Source organism: Domibacillus indicus, from assembly GCF_000970685.1.
GTDB classification, from domain to species: Bacteria; Bacillota; Bacilli; order Bacillales; family Domibacillaceae; genus Domibacillus; species Domibacillus indicus.
Genome location: NZ_LAJB01000004.1, coordinates 24,490 through 44,281 on the forward strand (window position 1 = coordinate 24,490; position 19,792 = coordinate 44,281).

The following is a 19,792-nucleotide window of genomic DNA, read 5'->3' on the forward strand; positions in this document are numbered from 1 at the left end:
AAATGAATTCACCGCAGGTAAATTGGTTGCATGACGTCTCTGTATTTGAAGTAAACAGACTTACTGCTCATTCCGATCATTTGTATTATAAAACAATGGAGGAAGCGCGCCGGGGAGGAGCAATGAACTGGCGTTATTCATTGAACGGCAGCTGGAAATTCCATTACGCGGCAAATATAGAAAGCCGCCCGGCTTCTTTTTATAAAAAAGAAGTGGATTGTTCCGGCTGGGATACGATTCAAGTGCCAGGCCATATTCAGCTGCAGGGATATGGAACTCCCCAGTATGTGAATACGATGTATCCATGGGACGGGATATCCTCCGTCCGGCCTCCTGATATTCCCCAGGACAGCAATCCGTCCGGCAGCTACGTGAAAACGTTTACGATACCGGAGAGAATGAAAGACAGCCCCCTGTTTATTTCTTTCCAGGGAGTTGAATCCGCTTTCTATGTCTGGCTGAACGGCCAGTTTGTCGGCTACAGCGAAGACAGCTTTACGCCGGCTGAATTTGAATTAACCCCATTTATATCAGATGGAGAAAACAAGCTGGCCGTAGAAGTATACCAGCGGAGTACAGGCAGCTGGCTTGAGGACCAGGATTTCTGGCGGTTTTCCGGAATTTTCCGCGATGTGTATTTATACACTGTGCCGGAGGGGCATATTTGGGATGTAACGGTTAAAACAGAACTGTCCGAGTTCTTTGAAGAAGCGGTTCTGCATGTGGAAGCCAAAACGGAAGCAGATGTTTATTTTATTTTAGAAAACCGGGACGGACAGATTGTGGCAGAGGGCGCCTCTCCGCTAACGATTGGGCAGCCGCATTTATGGAGTGCGGAATCCCCGTATTTATATCAGCTGTTTATCCAGGTACGCAATTCATCAGGAGAGATTGTTGAAGTAATCCCGCAAAAAGTAGGATTCCGGCGCTTTGAAATGAAAAACAGAATTATGCATTTAAACGGCAAACGAATTGTTTTTAAAGGCGTCAACCGCCATGAATTCAACTGCCGGAGGGGCCGGGCTATTACAAAAGAAGATATGATTTGGGACATTAAAACAATGAAGCAAAACAATATAAATGCTGTGCGTACGTCTCATTATCCGAATCAAACAGAATGGTACCGTCTTTGTGACGAATACGGTCTTTATGTGATTGATGAAATGAATCTTGAAACTCACGGATCATGGCAGAAGATGGGGAAGGTGGATACGAGCTGGACAATACCCCGAAACAATCCGGAGTGGCAGGAGATTGTGCTCGACCGTGCCAAATCCATGTATGAGCGGGACAAAAACCATCCGTCCATTTTAATCTGGTCGTGCGGAAATGAGTCCCATGCCGGCGAAGTGATTTTAAATGTGTCTAAATTCTTTAAAGAGACAGACCCTTCCCGCCTTGTTCATTATGAAGGGGTTTTCCATGACCGCAATTATAACGAAACAAGTGATATGGAAAGCCGGATGTATGCAAAGCCCGCGGACATTGAAAACTATCTGTCCAATAATCCGGATAAGCCATATATAAGCTGTGAATATATTCATGCGATGGGCAATTCGCTCGGCGGTATGTACAAATATACCGATCTGGAAGAAAAGTATCCGATGTACCAGGGCGGATTTATTTGGGATTTTATTGATCAGGCTCTGGTGAAAAAAGACCGTTTTGGCCATGAATTTTTAGCATATGGAGGGGATTTTAACGATCGGCCGACTGATAATAATTTCTGCGGAAATGGTATTGTCACAGCAGACCGGACGCTTTCACCCAAAATGCAGGAAGTAAAATTTCTTTATCAAAATATAAAGCTGGTGCCGGATAAAAAAGGTGTACTTATTAAAAATGAACAGCTTTTTGAAGGAACAGCCGGCTATAAACTCGCTTATACTATTACGCAAAACGGTATACCAAAATATATGGAAGAGATAGAGGTAAACATAGAGCCGCTCGAGGAAGCGTATATTGCGCTCGATAATCCTTTTGCCGGGGAGGCGGGCGAGTATGCAATGAATGTATCCCTTCGTTTAAAAGAAAACACAATATGGGCGGATGCCGGCCATGAAGCGGCATTTGGCCAGTATATTTATACAGAGACTCAGGCAGCCCGAAAATGTCCGGGGAAAATAAAAGTGGTTGAAGGGGACGTTACAATCGGCGTACATGGCTCACATTTTCGGGCTCTTTTTTCAAAAACAGCCGGTACGCTTGTTTCCCTTCAGTATGCCGGAAATGAAATGATTGCCTCACCTCCATATCCGCTGTTCTGGCGTGCGATGACGGATAACGATCATGGAAACCAGTTTGCATTTAAATCAAGCGGCTGGTATACATCAAGCCTTTATAGAAAATGTACAAATGTCGAGCTTGCGGCGGGTGAAGAAACAGCTTCGATCAGCTTTGACTATTTGCTTCCGATCAGTGAAGCGGTTGGAGTAAAAGTCACGTACACCGTCTGCGGAGACGGTTCGATTTATGTGAAAGACGAATATAAAGGAGCAAAGCAGCTTCCTGATCTGCCGATTCATGCTCTTTCTTTTAAAATGCCGGCTGATTACAGCAGGCTGGACTGGTATGCGATGGGACCGGAGGAAAACTATGAAGACCGTGCGAAAGGCGCCCGGCTTTGCCGTTTTCAAAATACAGCGCCGGATACAATTTTCCCTTATCTTGTTCCACAGGAGTCAGGCACCCGTACCGGTGTCCGATTTGTAAACATAACCGATGAAAATAACAGGGGAATAACCATTCGCTTTATAAATAATCCGTTAACATGTACAATTTCTCCATACACCGCATTTGAGCTTGAAAACGCTGCCCACCATTATGAGCTGCCTTCGGCTCACTATACAGTTGTAACGGTGGCAGGGCGTCAGATGGGGGTAGGCGGAGACGACAGCTGGGGGTCGCCTGTACACGAAGAACATCGGATTCAGGCAGAACAGGATCTGGCATTCGAGTTTATCATCCAGCCATTTGAACAGGGGGAGTAAAATGGTGAAAACAGCCGATTTATGTGATGATCACGCGGATAAGCTGACGCTTGTCCGTCTGGAAATGAAGTCGTACGGAGGGAAGAAACAATTTGACGGCCCGATTTCAACGGTAAAAGTGTTTGAAGACAATGTGCTGGTAAAGCAGGCCCTGCAAACAATTCCAGAAGGGCATGTTTTAGTCGTGGATGGAGGCGGTTCAAAAAACTGCGCGCTCATCGGGGATATGCTTGGTGCTATTGCGGAGGAGCGCAAGCTTGCCGGTATTATTGTAAACGGCTGCGTTCGAGACACAGCAGAGCTGGGCACGCAGAATATCGGCGTTCTGGCCCTTGGCAGCAATCCATTTAAAAGCATTAAAAAAGGTGAAGGAGAAGCAGGCATTCCTGTTACATTTGGCGGAGCAGAATTTGTGCCCGGGCAGCACGTATATGCTGATGAAGATGGAATCGTTTTAGCCAGGCAGAAAATAACGCAATAAAGAAAAGCACGCGGAAGTCCGCGTGCTTCAGCTTGTGGACAATGTCATTTACTTCATAATGGAACAAATGATTTTACCTATTGTTTCTCAAAGAAAGCGTACGAGAACAGCGCTTAGCCTGGGTAAGTGAAGCGACAGTCGCGGGGCTGCGCGTTCCATGGGGCAGGCGCTGAGCTCGCCTCCGCCTGCCGGCTCCACCGATCTCAGCTGCCCGCTGGTCCCATAGGAGTCTACGCCCCGCGCTTGCCGCTTTTGTGGGGAAGAGAAACAGCAGGATTTGCTTTTCTTTTTCCGTTAAAAGCAATAAAGGGCTATTGGTTATTTATAGCTGTTTTTTCTAAAACGGATCGAGCGGAGGGCAGCCGGCGGAGACTCCCGCAGGACGAGCGGACAGGCTGAAACAGGCAGCGCGCAGCGATGGCTGGTTTAGCGTTCGCCCTGCAGGAAAGCGCAGCCGGCAGACTGCAGCCCCTGACACTGCTTTTAGAAGAAAACAGCCCATTTCTAGCCCATAAAAAGAAGACGATTTTAGCCCGAAAACGGTATATCTTCTTAAGGATTTTCTTTTTCAATATAATCAAAAAGCACACGGAAGTCCGCGTGCTTTTTGATTATAATTTTTCATCATGTGAGTGATCTCGTGGGTTAATAAAGCTGTCATGGTCGTCAGGAAGTTTGTCAATCCGGTGGGAATCAGCTGAATCAAAAGAGCCGCGTATAAAGTAAATAAGAATTAAGCCGATCGCGATAAGAATAGCAAAAAGCAAAAAGACCGTTAAACCGTCCACTTCAATCCGCCTCCTCTATTTACCTCTTCCACTTATTTTATACAATAAACCTCTTTTTCAGCACTACTATAAAACTGAATTTTCTAAAAATAAACATTCTCTCTTCATTTTTGTGTATAATAACCCATGATAGAGAACATGTATATGAAACAATTCGGGTGAAGCTGCTTTCGGCAGTTTCTTAAAAGGGAAGCTGGTGAAAATCCAGCGCGGTCCCGCCACTGTAAATGGGAGCGAACGACAGACTTGCCACTGTGCGCCACGCATGGGAAGGCGTCGTTTGCGATGAACATGAGCCAGGAGACCTGCCCGGTTGGTACACCAGGAGCCTGCGCGGATAGGTGGTGTGAAAAAAGCGGAATTCCGGTTTTTCACGCACCTTTACGCCTGTAAAGGTGTTTTTTTATGTTCTAAAAAAAGGAGGAAATACATATGAGCAAAAAATGGGTTACATTTGGCCTGGCAGCGGCACTTTTGGCCGGCTGCGGGTCACAGGAAGCAGAAGAGCCGGCGCAAACAAGCGAGCAGGCAGCAACGGAGGAAACAGCAGCGTTTCCTGTAACGGTAACAGGAGCGGATGACCAGAAAGTAGAAATTGAAGAAGAGCCGAAGCGAATCGTAACGCTTGTGCCAAGCAATACGGAAATCGCCTATGAGCTTGGGCTTGGCGAAGAAATTGTCGGTGTATCGGATAATGATACTTATCCAGAGGATGTAAAAAATAAGGAGAAAGTCGGCGGCATGGAATTTAATGTAGAAAAAATCATCAGCCTGGAGCCGGACCTGGTATTGGCGCATGATTCTGCCGGTGCGGCAGCCGAAACAGGCCTTCAGCAGCTGCGTGACGCAGGTATTGATGTGCTTGTTGTTAATAACGCGGCCAGCATTGATGAAATGTATCAGTCATTCGAATTAATCGGCGAAGCAACCGGTACAACAGCAGAAGCAGAAGCGGAAGTGGAAGAGATGAAGGCCGGCTTTGCGGAGCTTGAAGAAAAAGCAGCTTCTATTAAAGAAGAAGATGCAAAAAGCGTATTTTTCGAGATTGACCCAACCCTGTATACGGCAGGAGGCGACACTTTCTTAAATGAAATTTTCGATCTTATTAATGCTGAAAATACAATGGCAGACCAGGAAGGGTGGCCGCAGGTAACAGAAGAAGCGGTCATTGAAAAAAATCCGGATGTTATTTTGTTAAACTACGGTTCTTATGTAGAAAATGCGGTTGACGGCGTTTTAACACGCGAAGGCTGGGAAAACGTGAATGCCATTAAAAACAAGGAAGTTGTTGAAGTGAACGGGGATATTACGAGCCGCACAGGCCCGCGTCTTGTAGAAGGGGCTGAAGCCATTGCGGAAGCGGTCTACCCGGAAGTTTTTGCCAAATAAAATAACGGCATACGGGGCGGCTTTATTGTTTTTGCTGGCGGCGGCTTTTACCGGAACGGCAGCCGGAACCATTCACGTGCCGTTTCGCGATATTGCAGCTATCCTGGCGCATCATATTATCGGAACAGGCCTTGATCTGGATGCGTCAGTAGACAACATCGTCTGGAAAATCCGTTTTCCCCGAGTTGTGCTGGCCGGTCTGATCGGGGCTTCTCTGGCCATTGCGGGAGCTGCTTTTCAAGGGCTGCTCCGCAATCCGCTTGCTGATCCATATACACTCGGTGTTTCTTCAGGAGCCTCGGTTGGTGCGGTGCTGATTCTGTTTTTTCACGTCTCAATTCCGTTTCTCGGCGGATTTACGCTGCCTGCGGCCAGTGTGATAGCCGCTATTTTCACGATTTTTGGTGTTTTGCTGTTTGCACGGGCGGTTGAGCGGTCGATGAAGCTGGAAACGATTATTTTAACGGGTATTATTTTCAGTTCGTTTCTTGGCTCGTTTATTTCATTGATGATTGCTCTTACCGGCGAAGAGCTGCGGCAGATTATTAACTGGCTGCTCGGCAGCGTTTCAATGCGGGGCTGGCCTTATGTTCAGCTGCTGCTGCCGTTTTTTGTCACCGGTGCATGTATGCTGATGTATATGGCGCCGGAACTCAATGCCATGTCGTTTGGTGAAGAAAAAGCAAAGCACCTCGGTGTAAATGTACAGCGGAAAAAAATGCTGGTTCTGGTTGCCGGTTCTATTCTGACAGGAGCAGCGGTTGCTGTGTCGGGGACCATTGGATTTGTCGGACTGGTTGTTCCGCATCTTATCCGCCTTTTAGTGGGGCCTGACCACCGCCATTTGCTGCCGCTGTCCATGATTGCAGGAGCCGGATTTTTAATTTTGGCTGATTTAACAGCCCGTACGATTATCTCACCGACAGAGCTTCCGATCGGCGTTATTACGTCATTAATCGGTGCGCCGGTGTTTGCGGTTATTTTATTGAATAAAAAACAAAAAGGGAGCGTCACGTGATGCTGCAGGTAAACGAGCTTTTAGGGGGATACGGAAGCGGGCTGATTGTCCGCGGCGTATCCTTTTCTGTTAAACAGGGGGAACTATTCGGCATACTTGGGCCAAACGGAAGCGGGAAAACAACCCTGCTGAATATGATCAGCGGATTAACAAAGCCTTCAGGCGGTACGGTACTGGTAAAAGAAAAGCCAATTCAAGCATACCTGCCTAAAGAACTGGCCCGTGTGATAGCCGTGCTTCCGCAAATGACATCAAGCCAGTTTGCATATACCGTCAAAGAAACCGTGTCACTTGGGCGGTATGCACACCAGAAAGGCTTTTTTAAATCGTGGACAGCAGAAGATGAAAGAGCTGTACAGGAGGCAATGAATCAGACAGGCACGGCCGGTTTTGCGGAAAAGCCGCTGTCGGCTTTGTCCGGCGGTGAGCGCCAGCGTGTGTTTTTAGCCCAGGCGCTTGCCCAGGAGCCGGAAATTCTGCTGCTGGATGAACCAACAAATCATTTAGACCTATCCTATCAAAAAGAGCTGCTGGATTTGCTGAAAAAAATGGCTGCAGACGGTTTAACAGTTATTTCGATTTTTCATGACTTAAATCTGGCATCGCTTTATTGCGACCGGCTGCTTTTAATGAACAAAGGTAAAATTCATACCCTCGGCCAGCCCGCTGATATTATGGTTGAAGAGCATATTCATAATGTATACCATACGAACGTTCAAAAGCAGCCGCATCCAGAAGTGCCAAAGCCCCAAATGAGCCTTCTGCCGGAATGGCCTGTCCAGCCGGATATTGAAATTGATGAAACATTTATAGAACAGCATAGTGATTATCTGGCAATCAGGCCGCCTGTGCCGCTTAAGGCGCTGTCCTCCGGTGTAATCGGTGCCGGGTGGGGCTGGAGAAGCGCTTTTGTAAACCGCCATGTTGACCAAAACTATCAATTGGACAATTTCGAAGAAGAAGCTGCCGCTTATTTTTCAAATAAAGGCTTCGACTTGCAGGAAACGGTTGGAATGATGACTGCTGTTAAAATGGAAGACGCGGCCTGGAGAAAAGAAACACAGGAAAGTGTGTCGGTGCTGGCAGTGGCTACAGCCGGCGCCGGCAATGCTGTAGATGTCACCCGGCCCCGCACAAGCTGGAAAGAAAAACAGACGCCCGGAACGATCAATATTTGGGTATTTGCCAATGGAAAGCTATCAGAAGAAGCGTTTGTACAGGGGCTGATGACCGCAACGGAAGCCAAGGTAAAAGCGCTGGCAGATGCAGGAATAACAGACAGGGAAACGGGCACAATCGCAACAGGAACTTCCACGGACAGCACGCTGGTTGCCGCAACACAGCGGGGGGCCTATCAGCAGTTTGCCGGCTCGGTCACGCCGCTTGGAATTGCCATCGGGCGGGCCGTTTATGAAGCTGTTGCCGAATCACTGCAAAAAACAGCCCGGAGAAGAGCTTCTTTATGACAGCCCACGCACTGGCTATACTCGCAGCACTTGTGCTGGACCGCCTGATTGGTGACCCGCGCAGCTGGCCTCATCCCGTCAGGTGGTTTGGTTCACTGATAGCGTTTTTGGATAAAAAATGGAACCATGGCGGCCGCCGGGTTGAAAAGGGGCTGCTTATGCTCCTTGTTGTGCTGCTTGTAACAGGTATTTGTTCTGTCAGCTTTCTCTGGCTGGCTTATCATGTTCATCCATTTTTTTCGTTCTTGCTCGAATCCGTCATGATTTGGGCAGCTATTGCGCCAAGAAGCTTAAAAGAGGCGGGGCTGGAGGTATATAATCCTCTGGTGACAGGTGATATAAAAGAAGCGCGCAAAAAGCTCTCTTGGATTGTAGGGCGTGATACCGAACAGCTGGATGAAAGCGAAATTACCCGCGGCGCAGTGGAAACGGTAGCTGAAAACACATCGGATGGTGTGATTGCCCCGCTTTTTTGGGCCATGATAGGCGGCGGGCCGGCTGCGCTTTTGTACCGCGCTGTTAACACGTGCGATTCCATGGTGGGCTACCGGAACGATCAGTATAATCTGTTTGGCCGGGCATCGGCCCGGCTGGATGATCTCGTGAATTTCGTCCCTGCCCGTTTAACCGCGCTGCTGCTTATTCTGGCGGCCCAAAAGCCGCTTTCTGTCCGCCGCTATGCATGGGGAATTATAAAAAGAGATGCGAAAAAACACCCGTCTCCAAACAGCGGCTGGTGTGAAGCAGCAGTAGCCGGACTTTTAAAAATTGAATTGGGCGGCCTCAATACATATAAAGGCGTTGTATCTGACCGGGCACGGATGGGAGACCCGATTTGCAACCGCGAGGCTGAACATATTGTTGAAGCCGCTACATTAATGGAACGCGCCGCCTATTTATTTGTGCTGCTGTTCCTTGCAGGAGTGATTGTTTATGAACTTGCCGTCACATGGGGCTAATCCAGCCCATTTGTATGATGCTTCAGGCATGGTAAAGCCCTCATCTATTATTGATTTTAGTGTGAATACAAACCCGGATGGCCCGCCTGGCTGGCTCAAAGACAAATGGCCATCCTTTCTTGAACTGGTGGAGGATTATCCAGATCCATCCGGCCAGGCCGCGGTTAACGCAATTGCCCGGCGCCTGGCTCTTTTACCGGAAAATATTCTGCCAGGCAACGGCGCCGCAGAAATTATTCATTTTATCGCCCGCCATGCTTCCGGAAAAAAAGCGGTGATTGTCACTCCGGCATTTTCTGAGTATGAAGATGCCTGTCGTGCTTACGGCTGCATGATTGACTATGTACCGGTCGATGTGGACAGCTGGGTCTTGCCGGTCGAAACGCTGGAGGAAAAAGCAAAAGAAGCGGCGGTCATTTTTATTTGCACGCCAAATAACCCGACCGGACAGGTGTTTCAAAGGAAGGAGCTTATCAGGCTGCTTGAAAAAACCCGTGCTTTTGGAACAATAATTGTTATCGATGAAGCATTTTATGATTTTGCCGGAGAAGACTCGATCGTTTCCGAAATTCGCCCGTTTCCCCATTTGGCGGTTCTGCACTCAATGACAAAAATGTATGCAGTGGCAGGACTCCGGATTGGTTATATCGCTGCTTCCCCGGAAATCATTACAAGGCTGAAACGATATCGTCCTCACTGGAACGTAAATGCAATCGCACTGCAGGCAGCCCAGGAAATCGCTTCGGATACACAATATGCCGCCCGGACAAGAACGTGGATCAGGGAAGAGCGGGAAAGAATGATGAAAGAAATGAAGAAAATCGGCTTTTCTGTACTTCCGTCTTCAGTGAATTTTTACTTATTAAAAGATTCATCGCTCGATGAACAAAAACTGCTGCTGCGCTTCCTGCTCAAGCGGGGCATTGTCCTCCGCCATACCGAAAACTTTCATGGGCTGGATGGGCGCTGGCTGCGTGCCGCTGTGAAAAAAGAAAAAGAAAACAACCAGCTGTTATCTGCTTTAAGAGAGTGGGAAAGCCAGTGCTGATTTTTCTTTCTGGAGGAGTCCGGAGCGGCAAAAGCAGCCTGGCAGAAAAACTGGCGGCGCACCATCAGTCTCCAGGCGGGAGGCTTATATACATTGCATGCGGACAGCACACAGACCGGGAAATGGATGAACGCATTGAACACCACAAGCAGCGGCGGGCAGAATCAGGACATCATTGGATAACAGCCGAAAGGCCGGTTGAGGTGGCGTCGGTTGACGTAAAAGCATCCGATACTATTTTAATTGATTGTGTAACGACACTTTTAGCGGGTGAATATTTCCGAAAAGACAAGCCGGCTTCCGGTGCGGCGAGCCGGATTATAGAAGATATTCTCATGCTTGCCGGCCGGGCCCATGCAGTGGTGGCTGTCTCAAACGAGCTGTCATTTGAAGCGCCAGCGGGTGAATTAACAGCTGATTATACGCGGAAGCTTGGTGCAATTCATCAGCGCCTTGTACAGGAAAGCAGCACGGCGATTTTAGTGGAGCACGGCATTCCCATTATAAAGAAAGGCGGGATTGAATGCGGGGGATTATGATTCAGGGAACGTCATCTGATGCTGGAAAAAGCTTTATATCAACCGCTCTTTGCCGTCTGCTTCTGCAAAAAGGCTATCGGCCGGTTCCATTTAAGCCGCAAAACGTCTCGAATAATTCGTACGTGACAGCGGATGGAAAAGAAATCGGCCGGGCACAGGGGCTGCAGGCGGAGGCGGCCGGGCTTGAAGCCAGTCCGTTTATGAATCCGCTTTTACTGAAACCGGCAGGAAACGGTTCATCGGAAATTGTTTTATTCGGCGAGCGTCTTGAAGTGATGTCTGGCATGGCTTATCGAAAATCGTATTATGAGCAGGCGGTCAATGCGATTAAAACAGGTTTAAAAGAAGCAAAAAAGCTGGGGGATACACTGGTCATTGAAGGAGCCGGCAGCCCGGTGGAAATGAACTTGAAAAAACGGGAAATTGTCAATATGAAAACGGCAGAACTGGCGGATGTGCCGGTTGTGCTGGTCGCCGATATTGACCGGGGCGGCTTGTTTGCTTCCGTAGTAGGGACGCTTGCTCTTTTAGATGAAGCAGAACGCCAGAGAATCAAAGGAATCATCGTCAACCGTTTCCATGGAGACCCTGCTTATTTTGAGGAAGGAAAGAAGTGGCTTGAGGAGTATACAGGTCTTCCGGTGCTCGCAGTGCTGCCCTTCCTTCCCGGCCACGCGCTTGAAGGAGAAGATTCACTGTCCATTCGTGATGTCCGCCGCGACGGAGCCGGCCTTGACCTGGCAGTAATCCGGCTTCCGTATGTATCAAATGGCAGCGATATAGAGCCGTTTGCCTTTGAAGAGGATGTGAATGTCCGCTGGGTGCAGACGGCGGATGCATTCGGAAAGCCTGACGCAGTAATCGTCCCGGGGACAAAAAGCACCTTTGCCGATTTGCAATTTTTAAAGAAAACCGGATTGGCTGATAAACTGGGCGTGTATGGAAAGAATGGCGGCACCGTTATCGGTTTGTGCGGCGGATTTCAGCTGATGGGGAATACGCTTGCTGATCCAGAGGGCAGTGATACTGGCATTGCCGGCTCTGTGAAGCAAGGCTTGGGACTTATTCCGGGAGAGACGGTCTTCAGAAAAAACAAAACGATTATCCGGACAGAAGGATCAGCAGCTGGAATTCCATTGGCCGGATATGAAATTCATTTTGGAGAAACGGCTGTAGACGGTCCTCCTTTTTTAACGGACGGCCATCACCGGGATGGGTACCGTTCAGAGAATGGGCGAATTTGCGGCACGTATCTGCATCATTTGTTTTACAATGATTTGTTCCGGGCGGACTGGCTGAACCGAATCCGCCGGGCAAAGGGGCTGGCTGAACGGCCGCCGGCAGCCATCAATCGGGCCGGCACCTATGATGCGATTGCCGCACATGTTGAGCAGCACTTAAACTGGCCGTTGTTCTACGCTATTTTGGAGGGCCGCCAATGAAGTCCTATTTCTATGCAGCCGGAATTATCATTCAGTTTTTTACCATTATCCCGCTGCACCGGACACTGCCGATGGATAAAGCGGAATTGAAGGGAGTGCTTCATCTGCTTCCGCTGCTTGGGCTTGTCAAAGGCCTTCTGTACGCTGCTGCTTTTGGGAGCTTGATTGAATGGAGCCCGTTTTCTTCTCTGTCAGCTGCGTTTCTTGTCTGGCTGCTTCCTGTTGTTTTGACCGGCGGCCTTCATTTAGATGGATGGATGGACTGGGCGGATGCTCACTTTTCTTATCGTGACAGAGAGAAGCGGCTGGCCATCCTGAGTGATCCCCGCGCCGGGGCATTTGGCGTGCTTGCGCTTGTTCTTCTGCTGGCTGCTAAATTTGTCTTTGTTTATGAAGCGGTAAAAGCGGGCAGTGAATTTGCCCAAATTCTTGTATGCATTCCGTTTTTTGCGCAAATGCTGACAGGGCTTTTTTTACAGTACGTGGCGCCCGCCAAAAAGAAAGGACTTGCTGCTTTTTTTCAAAAGGGCCATTCGAAAACGCTTCCCTTTGTGTACAGTATTTTCTTTATCGGCGCCACTTTTTACTATGCAGAGGAGCCATTATTTTGGGGCATGGCCGGTGCTTCATGTCTTTATTTTGTTTTGGTTAAGCGGGGAATGCAAAAAGAATTTGGCGGCGCAACAGGAGATCTGCTTGGCGCAGCCCAGGAAGGAGCAGAGCTTTTATTATGGGCGACCGTGTGGTTGTCGGCCTCTATCGCCACGGGCTGACGGATGCAAATAAAAAGCGGCAGTTTTGCGGCTGGACAGATGTTCCGGTTAATGAAGAAGGACTGGCTGCGTTAAAGCAGCTTACGGTTCCGGATTATGATTGGATTGTATCCAGTGATCTGGCAAGGTGCAGGCAGACCGCCTCTGTTTTTTGGCCGCAAACTCATGAAGTATCGAAAAAGTTTCGCGAATTTCATTTTGGAGAATGGGAAAAGAAAACGCATGCTGAATTAGAACAGCAGCCCGAGTATATCGCCTGGCTGCGTGATTTCTCTCTTCAAGTGCCGGGCGGTGATTCCTATGCGGCTTTTGCCGGGAGGGCAGAAGAAGGATTTCATGATCTTTTAAATAGGATGACGGAAAAAGGGATCGAACGGGCCGCCATTGTTACCCATGGAGGGGTAATCCGCCATTTGTTATCAATATGGGCACCGGAAGCCAGGCCATTCGGCAGCTGGGAGGCAGAAAACGGGCAGGGATACGAACTGTCCGGAAGCTTATCAGCAATGAGGAGGAAAGAGAGATGCACTTTGTTACGGGCGGTGCCTTCAACGGCAAAAGAAAATGGGTAACCGCTTTTTATGAATTGAATAAAATCAAGCATCAGTGGCACTCATTTTATGATAAAAAAGAAATACCGGATTTCACAGCAGATCTCGTTGTGCTGGAAGGCATTGAACGTTATGTCCGCGTACTGCTTGAGCAAACAGAAACACCGGCCGGTGCCAGGACGTTATTTAAAGAGAAGCTGGACGGCTGGCAGCGTGAAGACAGGACGATCGTTTTGATCGGGACAGATATAACGAAAGGGATTGTACCCATGAACGCATTTGACCGGCATTTCCGGGATGCGGCCGGCTGGTGTTTCCAGGATACAGCCAAAGCGGCAGATCGTGTTGATACGATCTGGTATGGGATTGCTGAAACAATAAAGGAGGAGAAAAAATGAGATTATATACGAGAACAGGCGACAAAGGCGAAACAAGCATTATTGGCGGCAGGGTAGGAAAAGATGATACGCGGGTTGAAGCATATGGAACCGTGGATGAGCTGAATTCAATTGTCGGTATGGCTGTGACTGAATTGGCTCCAGAGAAATTCCAGGATATTTTAGCTGATCTGGAGATTATCCAGCACGAGCTGTTTGACTGCGGAGGAGATCTGGCGACGATTAATGGGAAGCGGGGATTTAAACTTCAGCAGGAATCAATTGATGAAATGGAAAAGAAAATTGATAGATACATTCAGGAAGCGCCGGAACTGGAGCGGTTTATTTTGCCGGGAGGCTCAAAAGGGTCCGCTCATCTCCATCTTGCCCGGACTGTCGCACGGCGGGCAGAGCGGCTTGTTGTCGCGTTAATGAGAACCGGGGAAGAAGTTCACCCAGTTACGCTGAAGTATTTAAACCGTTTGTCTGATTACTTTTTTGCCGTTGCCCGCGTTGTAAACTTTCGTGAAGGCGTAAAAGATGTGGAATATGTCCGCAGTGCGAATGTATTTCGAGGCGGCAAACGGAAAGAGGACCGTTAATGGATACAAAGAAGCTAAGCTGGCTGGCACTGTTTACCGCCTTGGCGGTTATCGGCGGAATAATCAAAGTGCCGGCTCCTGTTTCAAGCATAGCAATGGATACTTTTCCAGCCCTGATCGCCGCTGCTTTGCTGGGACCGGCAGCCGGAGCAGCGGCCGGCGCTTTCGGCCATTTTATGTCGGCTCTTATCGGCGGCTTTCCGATGGGGCCTCTGCACGGAATAATAGCGGCTGAAATGGCTCTCATGATGTGGGCTTTCGGAAAGCTTTACAGATCGGGCCGCAAATGGCTGGCGCTTTTATTATTTGTTTTCTTAAATGGCGTGGTTTCGGCGGCTCCGTTCATTTTATTTATGGGAATTCCGTTTTATGTAAGTGCTGTACCGGCGCTTTCAATAGCTGCAGCGTTCAATGGAGCAGCTGCTTATATTCTGCTCCCGCGTATTGCACCGGTATTTTTCAAACGGTATGGGCAGCATCATGTTTGATGCAATTCGGGTAAATGGACTCGTTATTGCTGCGGATAACAGCGGATCAATAGGAGAAAAAGAGCATGACGCTGTTCAGGTACCATATGAAACAGTCGGTTATTTTTCTGCCCGGGTTGCATTGATGGAGTGCATAGCGGCCGGGGGAAATCCGTTTGCGGCGGTGCTGCATAACTTTTCCGGAGATAAAGCATGGAGATTGCTTGTGAAGGGGATCGAGAAGGCAGCGGCTGAAATGGACTGCGAGCTGGAGCTGACAGGCAGCACTGAGTCGAATTTTCAGCTGCGTGAATCGGCAGCCGGCCTCGTTGTTATTGGCCGGCATGTACGGAACATGGATCAGTTTGAACGTGAACAAGTAAAATACGCTGTCATTGGAAAGCCGCTGGCAGGCCCTGAAGTAATCACACAGCCAGAAAATGTGGCGCCGCTCTCGGTTTTTCGGGAGATGGTGCGAATGGAGGGTGTATGCGCCGTTCTTCCGGTCGGTTCAAAAGGGATTGCTTATGAACTGATGCAGCTTGCCGGAAAAAGCGGGCAATGTGAATTGGATATGGAAAAATCCGCCGGGCCGTCCACCTGCTTTATTATCGCTGTTAAGGAAGAAGCCTGTAAGGAAATCGAAAGAGCAGCCGGCCGGGTACACTGGCTGGAAATGATTGAATAAACCCGCCGGCCAAACGAGCCGGCGGGTTTTTTTATTTTTACAGCCTTTACAAAGCCGGAATGTGTGAAAAGAGTGAATCTATTTGCCGCGCTTATTCGTATACAGTGTATAGAACGAATAGGAGGAAAAAGGATGATCAAAAAATGGATTGCCACAGCGGGAGTATCTGCCGTTCTTTTGAGTGGGTGCAGTCTGCTTGATGAAGCCAACAATACATTAACATATGCCAGTGAGATGACAGAGTTTTTAAATGAAACACAGGAGTTTGCAGCAGAGGTGCCAGCCCTGCTTGAAAATGCCGCCTCGGACCCGGACATGGCTGAAAATGCGCAGAACCAGCTTCAAAGCCTGCAGCAGGACATTGAGGAAATCCAGCAAATAGAAGTTCCGGCCGTTGCAGAAGGCGTGCATGGAACGCTGATTGATTACAGCACACAGCTGGAATCAGGTATTAATGATGTGCTGGCTAAAATTGAAACAGGCCAGTTTGATCCAGAGGCCCTGTTGGAAAATACAGAATTGCTGCAAACCGTCCAGGAGATCCAGGAACTTCGAACAAATATTGAACAGCTTGGCCAATAAAAAAGAGTTTATAATTGTGTTGAGACTGCCCGCTTTGCCGGCAGTCTCAGAGTGTAGACAAAGTTAGAAAGCAGGCTGATTGAAAACGTTTGTCTTTCCAGGAACGCCGCCGGCTGGGAAGCGGAGTGACCGTTTGGGGGTCATGAGCATTCACAGACGGCAAGTGACGCCGAAAGCAAGCGTTTGTCAACAGCCTGAGACTGCCCGCTTTGCCGGCAGTCTTTTTTGAAGTGTTAAAAAATACACTTGCCAGTGCGCTTACTCTCTTAAAACCGCTCCTGCCTTTTAAACTTCTACAGTACATATAGAAAGACACTTAAAAAGTGAGCCAAACTTCCAAACAAAATGAAAACATGAAAAATTTCATGAAAGCCCAATTGCTTAATTTGCATCCAGTCAGGCTTAAGGGCGTAGATAATGCCGCCAATTGTATAAAGGATGCCGCCGGCAACGAGCAAAGCAAGCCCGCCGGTTTCCATGCTTGAGGCAAGAGGCGAAAAAACAAAAACAGCCATCCAGCCCATAAAAATATATAAAGCTGTTGATAACCATCTCGGACAGTTAAACCAGATCATTTTAAAAGCGATACCCAGCAGGGCAATAAGTGATACGGCTGTAAAAAGTGTCCAGCCGGTTTTATTATTTAAGCTGATTAAACAAAAAGGTGTATAAGAACCGGCAATCAACACAAAAATCATGGAGTGGTCCAGCCGCCTGAAAAAAGCAATAACGGAATCACGGGCGATGATCGAATGATAAAGAGCAGAAGCGGAATACAAAAGAATTAAGCTGATGCCAAAAATAGTCACTGCCGCAAGCGCGGATACTGAATGAGTATCAAGAGCTTTTACTATCAGGGCCGCCAGTGCTGCGATTGATAGAACAGCTCCTGCCAGGTGGGTTAAAGCGTTAATAGGTTCTCGGATGACGTGCTTCATCTTCATACCTCCAAAATGTAAAGTGGTTTTAATAACTACTTTATATCGTATAACTACACTGAGATATAGTCAAGTTTTACATATAAGCAATATTCGCCTATAATAAAAGGAACATAACTATGTAAAAAGCAGGTGTTTATATGGATAAATTAGCAGACATTCTAAGTGAACTTCATCTTGATAACCAGCTAACACCGGATAACGTACCAAATATTGATTTATATATGGACCAGGTGATCCAGTTATTTGAACATACGTTTGAAAGCTCGACTCGAAACAAAGAAGAAAAAGTACTGACAAAAACAATGATTAACAATTATGCAAAAGGAAAGCTGCTTTTCCCTATAAAACAGAAGAAATATTCAAAAGAACATCTGCTGTTAATCAGTCTTATTTATCAATTAAAAGGAACCTTATCTATTAACGATATTAAAACAACGCTTACAGATATTAACGAACAAATTACTGAAATTAATCTGGATTCTTTTTATGAAGAGTTTTTAAAAGCGGCAGCTGATAACGTGGAGCAGGGGAAGAAAGATATTAGCGGGCGGATCAATGAACTGGCAGCAGATACCGAAGAGCTGGAGCATGTATTGAAAATTCTGGCTTTGGTCCATATGAGCAATATATACAGAAAAACAGCTGAAAAGCTTGTTGATCAGCTTGATAAAAAAAAGAACCTCTAGTGAAAAAAGAGGTTCCTGCTGCTTAATGGGCGGTCATGCTTTCATCGCCGGAATATGGACTTTCTATAATAGAGGAACTGTCATTCAATGCAAGGCCTAAAACAAGCTTGGCAATTTCTTCTGATTTCCCGAAACGGCCGGCCGGAGTTGATTTTGCGGCAGCTTCCATTCCTTCTATGCTGTGAAGGGAGTTCACGCCTTCTTCAAGGAAGCTCATTATTTTTGCATTGCCTGTGGAGGGTGATGCAAAAATTAAATTAACATGTATACCGGCTGCAGCCGTCTCAAGCGCAGCTGTTTTAACCAGGCCCGCTACAGCGTGCTCAGAAGCTGCATAAGGGGCCGAATCGGGACTGCCTATAAAACCGGCTGCCGACGAAAGAGTGACAATATTGCCGCTCAGCTGTTTTCTCATCACCGGAATAACATACTTTAAACCGAGAAAAACACTGCGTGTATTTACGGACAGGACTTTGTCAAAGTCTTCTGCTGTTTGTTCTGCAAGAGGTGCTTTTTTTCCTTCAATACTTGCATTATGGAAAAACACATCAATCCCGCCAAACTGACGGACCGTTTTTTTAACATAATTTTGCACATCTTCTTCTTGTGATACATCTGCCTGTACGGCGATAATAGGACCGAATTGCTCAATGGCTCCGGCAGCTTCTTCTAACGAATCCCTGAATAAATCGACTATGACTACATTGGCGCCTTCCTTTAAAAAAAGCTCTGCAGCCTGCCTGCCGATTTTATTAGCCCCGCCTGTAACCACAGCTGTTTTTCCCTGTAATCTGTTCATGCTTGTCCTCCTCATATTGAAAGAATAATGAGTGTCTAAGATGCAGAAAATACCTTACTTTTATCCTACGCTTTATTTTTAAAACGTCAACTTATTCTTTTTCCAGGATAACAACCAAAACAGATTTAAAGTTTTAAGCATGATTGCAATCAAAAACAGGAATGCTGATTAATGTGCATTCCTGTTTTGGTTCATTTTATTTTATGCTTGAGAAGCCAACGAGCGATTCAGGTGTCCGTCCAAGGACAAGAAGGCTGATTTTTGCATAACCGGTTTCTTTAAAAGTGGTAAACAGCTTTTTCAGCGCTCCGATATGCTCATCATTTTTAAGTGTCTGCACTTCTTTTTTATAAAGGCGCAGCACGGAACTGTAGGGGATATTCGGCAGGCAGTCTGCAGAATCTTCATCCATTATCAGGCAGCCCATATATTGATACTTCAATTGTAAGGAACGGGTTAGTCCAGCGATATGAACCATTTTATCGAACAGCTGAGGATGAGAAGCCTGCAGCTGGTCTACGGCTTTTTTTGCTTCTTTTAATTCGTCAATACTGCATAGTGTAGCAATCATTCTGTTTCCTCCTTTATCTGTCCCATGGTTTTTTAACAGTCATGTATTCTGCAAGCTCTTTGCTTTTTGCTCTGCGGAGCCTGCGCATTTCCGCCCGGTCTTTTGCCGATTCAAACAAAAACTTTTCTTCTTCCGTTTCAGGAATAACGCCGGGTACTTCCACTGGCTTTTTGTTTTCATCTAATGCCACAAACGTTAAAAAAGCAGTAGCGGCAATCCGGCGGTTTCCAGTCGCGATGTCCTCAGCAATGACTTTGCAGAAAATCTCCATTGATGTTCTTCCAGTGTAAGAAACAAAGGATTCCACACAAACAGAGTCGGTTTCACGGACTGGATCTAAAAAGTCAATGGAGTCTGTTGAAGCTGTTACACATTCTTTGACGCGTGAATGGCGCCGTGCAGATAAGCAGGCTGCGCTGTCAATTTTTTTCATTAGCACGCCGCCGAATAATGTTTGATAGTTATTTAAATCGCATGATAATACCTGGTCAGTATGAACAATGCGGCTTTCGCTTGTTTTGATAGCTTCTTTAACAGTCATATTTTTTCATCCCTTCTATGCTGTCAGTGTACGACCGTTTGAAAAAGAAGTAAAATGGTTATTTTTCATTTGATATATAGCTTTTATCTATGTA

22 protein-coding genes and 1 riboswitch are annotated in these 19,792 nt (G+C 47.3%); of the genes, 17 read left to right on the forward strand and 5 right to left on the reverse strand.

What is annotated here, in order from left to right; translation table 11 throughout:
* The first annotated feature begins 2 nt into the window (after positions 1 to 2).
* Positions 3 to 2,990, forward strand: coding sequence for a glycoside hydrolase family 2 TIM barrel-domain containing protein (locus VP98_RS07310; protein WP_046174731.1), 2,988 nt, complete (start codon positions 3 to 5; stop codon positions 2,988 to 2,990).
* Position 2,991: 1 nt separating this feature from the next.
* Complete coding sequence (gene rraA / locus VP98_RS07315; RefSeq protein ID WP_046174732.1) at positions 2,992 to 3,471, forward strand: ribonuclease E activity regulator RraA; 480 nt, start codon at positions 2,992 to 2,994, stop codon at positions 3,469 to 3,471.
* Positions 3,472 to 4,082: 611 nt separating this feature from the next.
* On the opposite strand, the gene VP98_RS18805 is transcribed toward rraA, so the two are convergent.
* Positions 4,083 to 4,259, reverse strand: a complete 177-nt coding sequence (locus tag VP98_RS18805; RefSeq protein WP_156151336.1) for a hypothetical protein — start codon at positions 4,257 to 4,259, stop codon at positions 4,083 to 4,085.
* Between the two features lie 139 nt (positions 4,260 to 4,398).
* Positions 4,399 to 4,586, forward strand: a riboswitch (cobalamin riboswitch).
* Positions 4,587 to 4,691: 105 nt separating this feature from the next.
* Here VP98_RS18805 and VP98_RS07325 point away from each other — a divergent pair.
* The 14 genes from VP98_RS07325 to VP98_RS07390 all read left to right on the forward strand — a co-directional run bounded on the left by VP98_RS07325 (position 4,692) and on the right by VP98_RS07390 (position 16,160).
* Entirely contained in the window at positions 4,692 to 5,648 is a 957-nt protein-coding gene (locus VP98_RS07325) for an ABC transporter substrate-binding protein (protein WP_046174734.1), read from the forward strand.
* Complete coding sequence (locus tag VP98_RS07330; protein ID WP_046174735.1) at positions 5,611 to 6,666, forward strand: FecCD family ABC transporter permease; 1,056 nt, start codon at positions 5,611 to 5,613, stop codon at positions 6,664 to 6,666. Before VP98_RS07325 ends, VP98_RS07330 begins: the two co-directional genes overlap by 38 nt.
* Entirely contained in the window at positions 6,666 to 8,132 is a 1,467-nt protein-coding gene (locus VP98_RS07335; RefSeq protein ID WP_046174736.1) for an adenosylcobinamide amidohydrolase, read from the forward strand. Before VP98_RS07330 ends, VP98_RS07335 begins: the two co-directional genes overlap by 1 nt.
* Complete coding sequence (gene cbiB, locus VP98_RS07340) at positions 8,129 to 9,091, forward strand: adenosylcobinamide-phosphate synthase CbiB (protein ID WP_046174737.1); 963 nt, start codon at positions 8,129 to 8,131, stop codon at positions 9,089 to 9,091. Before VP98_RS07335 ends, cbiB begins: the two co-directional genes overlap by 4 nt.
* Positions 9,066 to 10,139, forward strand: coding sequence for a threonine-phosphate decarboxylase CobD (gene cobD / locus VP98_RS07345; RefSeq protein ID WP_046174738.1), 1,074 nt, complete (start codon positions 9,066 to 9,068; stop codon positions 10,137 to 10,139). Before cbiB ends, cobD begins: the two co-directional genes overlap by 26 nt.
* Positions 10,133 to 10,678: a bifunctional adenosylcobinamide kinase/adenosylcobinamide-phosphate guanylyltransferase gene (locus tag VP98_RS07350; protein ID WP_046174739.1), complete on the forward strand. Its 546-nt coding sequence runs from the start codon at positions 10,133 to 10,135 to the stop codon at positions 10,676 to 10,678. The genes cobD and VP98_RS07350 overlap by 7 nt, the downstream gene beginning before the upstream one ends.
* Positions 10,663 to 12,120: a cobyric acid synthase gene (locus VP98_RS07355; RefSeq protein ID WP_046174740.1), complete on the forward strand. Its 1,458-nt coding sequence runs from the start codon at positions 10,663 to 10,665 to the stop codon at positions 12,118 to 12,120. Before VP98_RS07350 ends, VP98_RS07355 begins: the two co-directional genes overlap by 16 nt.
* Entirely contained in the window at positions 12,117 to 12,893 is a 777-nt protein-coding gene (gene cobS, locus VP98_RS07360) for an adenosylcobinamide-GDP ribazoletransferase (protein ID WP_046174741.1), read from the forward strand. The genes VP98_RS07355 and cobS overlap by 4 nt, the downstream gene beginning before the upstream one ends.
* Entirely contained in the window at positions 12,851 to 13,465 is a 615-nt protein-coding gene (locus VP98_RS07365) for a histidine phosphatase family protein (protein ID WP_046174742.1), read from the forward strand. Before cobS ends, VP98_RS07365 begins: the two co-directional genes overlap by 43 nt.
* Positions 13,417 to 13,842, forward strand: coding sequence for a bifunctional adenosylcobinamide kinase/adenosylcobinamide-phosphate guanylyltransferase (locus VP98_RS07370; RefSeq protein ID WP_046174743.1), 426 nt, complete (start codon positions 13,417 to 13,419; stop codon positions 13,840 to 13,842). The genes VP98_RS07365 and VP98_RS07370 overlap by 49 nt, the downstream gene beginning before the upstream one ends.
* Positions 13,839 to 14,423 (forward strand): cob(I)yrinic acid a,c-diamide adenosyltransferase, encoded by a 585-nt coding sequence (locus VP98_RS07375; RefSeq protein WP_046174744.1) that lies wholly within the window; start codon positions 13,839 to 13,841, stop codon positions 14,421 to 14,423. Before VP98_RS07370 ends, VP98_RS07375 begins: the two co-directional genes overlap by 4 nt.
* Complete coding sequence (locus VP98_RS07380; protein ID WP_046174745.1) at positions 14,423 to 14,911, forward strand: ECF transporter S component; 489 nt, start codon at positions 14,423 to 14,425, stop codon at positions 14,909 to 14,911. The genes VP98_RS07375 and VP98_RS07380 overlap by 1 nt, the downstream gene beginning before the upstream one ends.
* On the forward strand, positions 14,904 to 15,578 hold the full coding sequence (locus VP98_RS07385; protein WP_052712177.1) for a hypothetical protein: 675 nt from the start codon (positions 14,904 to 14,906) through the stop codon (positions 15,576 to 15,578). The genes VP98_RS07380 and VP98_RS07385 overlap by 8 nt, the downstream gene beginning before the upstream one ends.
* Before the next feature lie 132 nt (positions 15,579 to 15,710).
* Positions 15,711 to 16,160 carry a DUF6376 family protein gene (locus VP98_RS07390; RefSeq protein WP_046174747.1) on the forward strand — a complete coding sequence of 150 codons (450 nt, stop codon included), beginning with the start codon at positions 15,711 to 15,713 and terminating at the stop codon, positions 16,158 to 16,160.
* A gap of 293 nt (positions 16,161 to 16,453) precedes the next feature.
* On the opposite strand, the gene trhA is transcribed toward VP98_RS07390, so the two are convergent.
* The gene (gene trhA, locus VP98_RS07395) at positions 16,454 to 17,098 is read right to left on the reverse strand and encodes a PAQR family membrane homeostasis protein TrhA (RefSeq protein WP_046174748.1); all 645 of its coding nucleotides are present in this window, start codon (positions 17,096 to 17,098) and stop codon (positions 16,454 to 16,456) included.
* Positions 17,099 to 17,238: 140 nt separating this feature from the next.
* Between trhA and VP98_RS07400 the strand changes: the two genes are divergently transcribed.
* Positions 17,239 to 17,787: a DUF1836 domain-containing protein gene (locus VP98_RS07400; protein WP_046174749.1), complete on the forward strand. Its 549-nt coding sequence runs from the start codon at positions 17,239 to 17,241 to the stop codon at positions 17,785 to 17,787.
* A gap of 22 nt (positions 17,788 to 17,809) precedes the next feature.
* Here the strand turns inward: VP98_RS07400 and VP98_RS07405 are convergent, their stop codons facing one another.
* From VP98_RS07405 to VP98_RS07415, 3 genes are all read right to left on the reverse strand, one after another.
* Positions 17,810 to 18,586 (reverse strand): SDR family NAD(P)-dependent oxidoreductase, encoded by a 777-nt coding sequence (locus tag VP98_RS07405; protein WP_046174750.1) that lies wholly within the window; start codon positions 18,584 to 18,586, stop codon positions 17,810 to 17,812.
* 196 nt (positions 18,587 to 18,782) lie between these two features.
* On the reverse strand, positions 18,783 to 19,157 hold the full coding sequence (locus VP98_RS07410) for a hypothetical protein (RefSeq protein ID WP_052712178.1): 375 nt from the start codon (positions 19,155 to 19,157) through the stop codon (positions 18,783 to 18,785).
* A gap of 13 nt (positions 19,158 to 19,170) precedes the next feature.
* Positions 19,171 to 19,698, reverse strand: coding sequence for an acyl-CoA thioesterase (locus tag VP98_RS07415; RefSeq protein ID WP_046174751.1), 528 nt, complete (start codon positions 19,696 to 19,698; stop codon positions 19,171 to 19,173).
* Between the last annotated feature and the right edge of the window lie 94 nt (positions 19,699 to 19,792).

Coding starts and splice junctions, on each gene's coding strand:
- VP98_RS07385 (WP_052712177.1), top strand. CDS start 14,904: ATGTTTGATGCAATTCGGGTAAATGGACTCGTTATTGCTGCGGATAAC.
- VP98_RS07325 (WP_046174734.1), top strand. CDS start 4,692: ATGAGCAAAAAATGGGTTACATTTGGCCTGGCAGCGGCACTTTTGGCC.
- VP98_RS07410 (WP_052712178.1), bottom strand. CDS start 19,157: ATGATTGCTACACTATGCAGTATTGACGAATTAAAAGAAGCAAAAAAA.
- rraA (WP_046174732.1), top strand. CDS start 2,992: ATGGTGAAAACAGCCGATTTATGTGATGATCACGCGGATAAGCTGACG.
- VP98_RS07375 (WP_046174744.1), top strand. CDS start 13,839: ATGAGATTATATACGAGAACAGGCGACAAAGGCGAAACAAGCATTATT.
- VP98_RS07390 (WP_046174747.1), top strand. CDS start 15,711: ATGATCAAAAAATGGATTGCCACAGCGGGAGTATCTGCCGTTCTTTTG.
- cobS (WP_046174741.1), top strand. CDS start 12,117: ATGAAGTCCTATTTCTATGCAGCCGGAATTATCATTCAGTTTTTTACC.
- VP98_RS07415 (WP_046174751.1), bottom strand. CDS start 19,698: ATGACTGTTAAAGAAGCTATCAAAACAAGCGAAAGCCGCATTGTTCAT.
- cbiB (WP_046174737.1), top strand. CDS start 8,129: ATGACAGCCCACGCACTGGCTATACTCGCAGCACTTGTGCTGGACCGC.
- VP98_RS07355 (WP_046174740.1), top strand. CDS start 10,663: ATGCGGGGGATTATGATTCAGGGAACGTCATCTGATGCTGGAAAAAGC.
- VP98_RS07335 (WP_046174736.1), top strand. CDS start 6,666: ATGCTGCAGGTAAACGAGCTTTTAGGGGGATACGGAAGCGGGCTGATT.
- VP98_RS07405 (WP_046174750.1), bottom strand. CDS start 18,586: ATGAACAGATTACAGGGAAAAACAGCTGTGGTTACAGGCGGGGCTAAT.
- VP98_RS07400 (WP_046174749.1), top strand. CDS start 17,239: ATGGATAAATTAGCAGACATTCTAAGTGAACTTCATCTTGATAACCAG.
- trhA (WP_046174748.1), bottom strand. CDS start 17,098: ATGAAGCACGTCATCCGAGAACCTATTAACGCTTTAACCCACCTGGCA.
- VP98_RS07380 (WP_046174745.1), top strand. CDS start 14,423: ATGGATACAAAGAAGCTAAGCTGGCTGGCACTGTTTACCGCCTTGGCG.
- VP98_RS07310 (WP_046174731.1), top strand. CDS start 3: ATGAATTCACCGCAGGTAAATTGGTTGCATGACGTCTCTGTATTTGAA.
- cobD (WP_046174738.1), top strand. CDS start 9,066: ATGAACTTGCCGTCACATGGGGCTAATCCAGCCCATTTGTATGATGCT.
- VP98_RS07370 (WP_046174743.1), top strand. CDS start 13,417: ATGCACTTTGTTACGGGCGGTGCCTTCAACGGCAAAAGAAAATGGGTA.
- VP98_RS07365 (WP_046174742.1), top strand. CDS start 12,851: ATGGGCGACCGTGTGGTTGTCGGCCTCTATCGCCACGGGCTGACGGAT.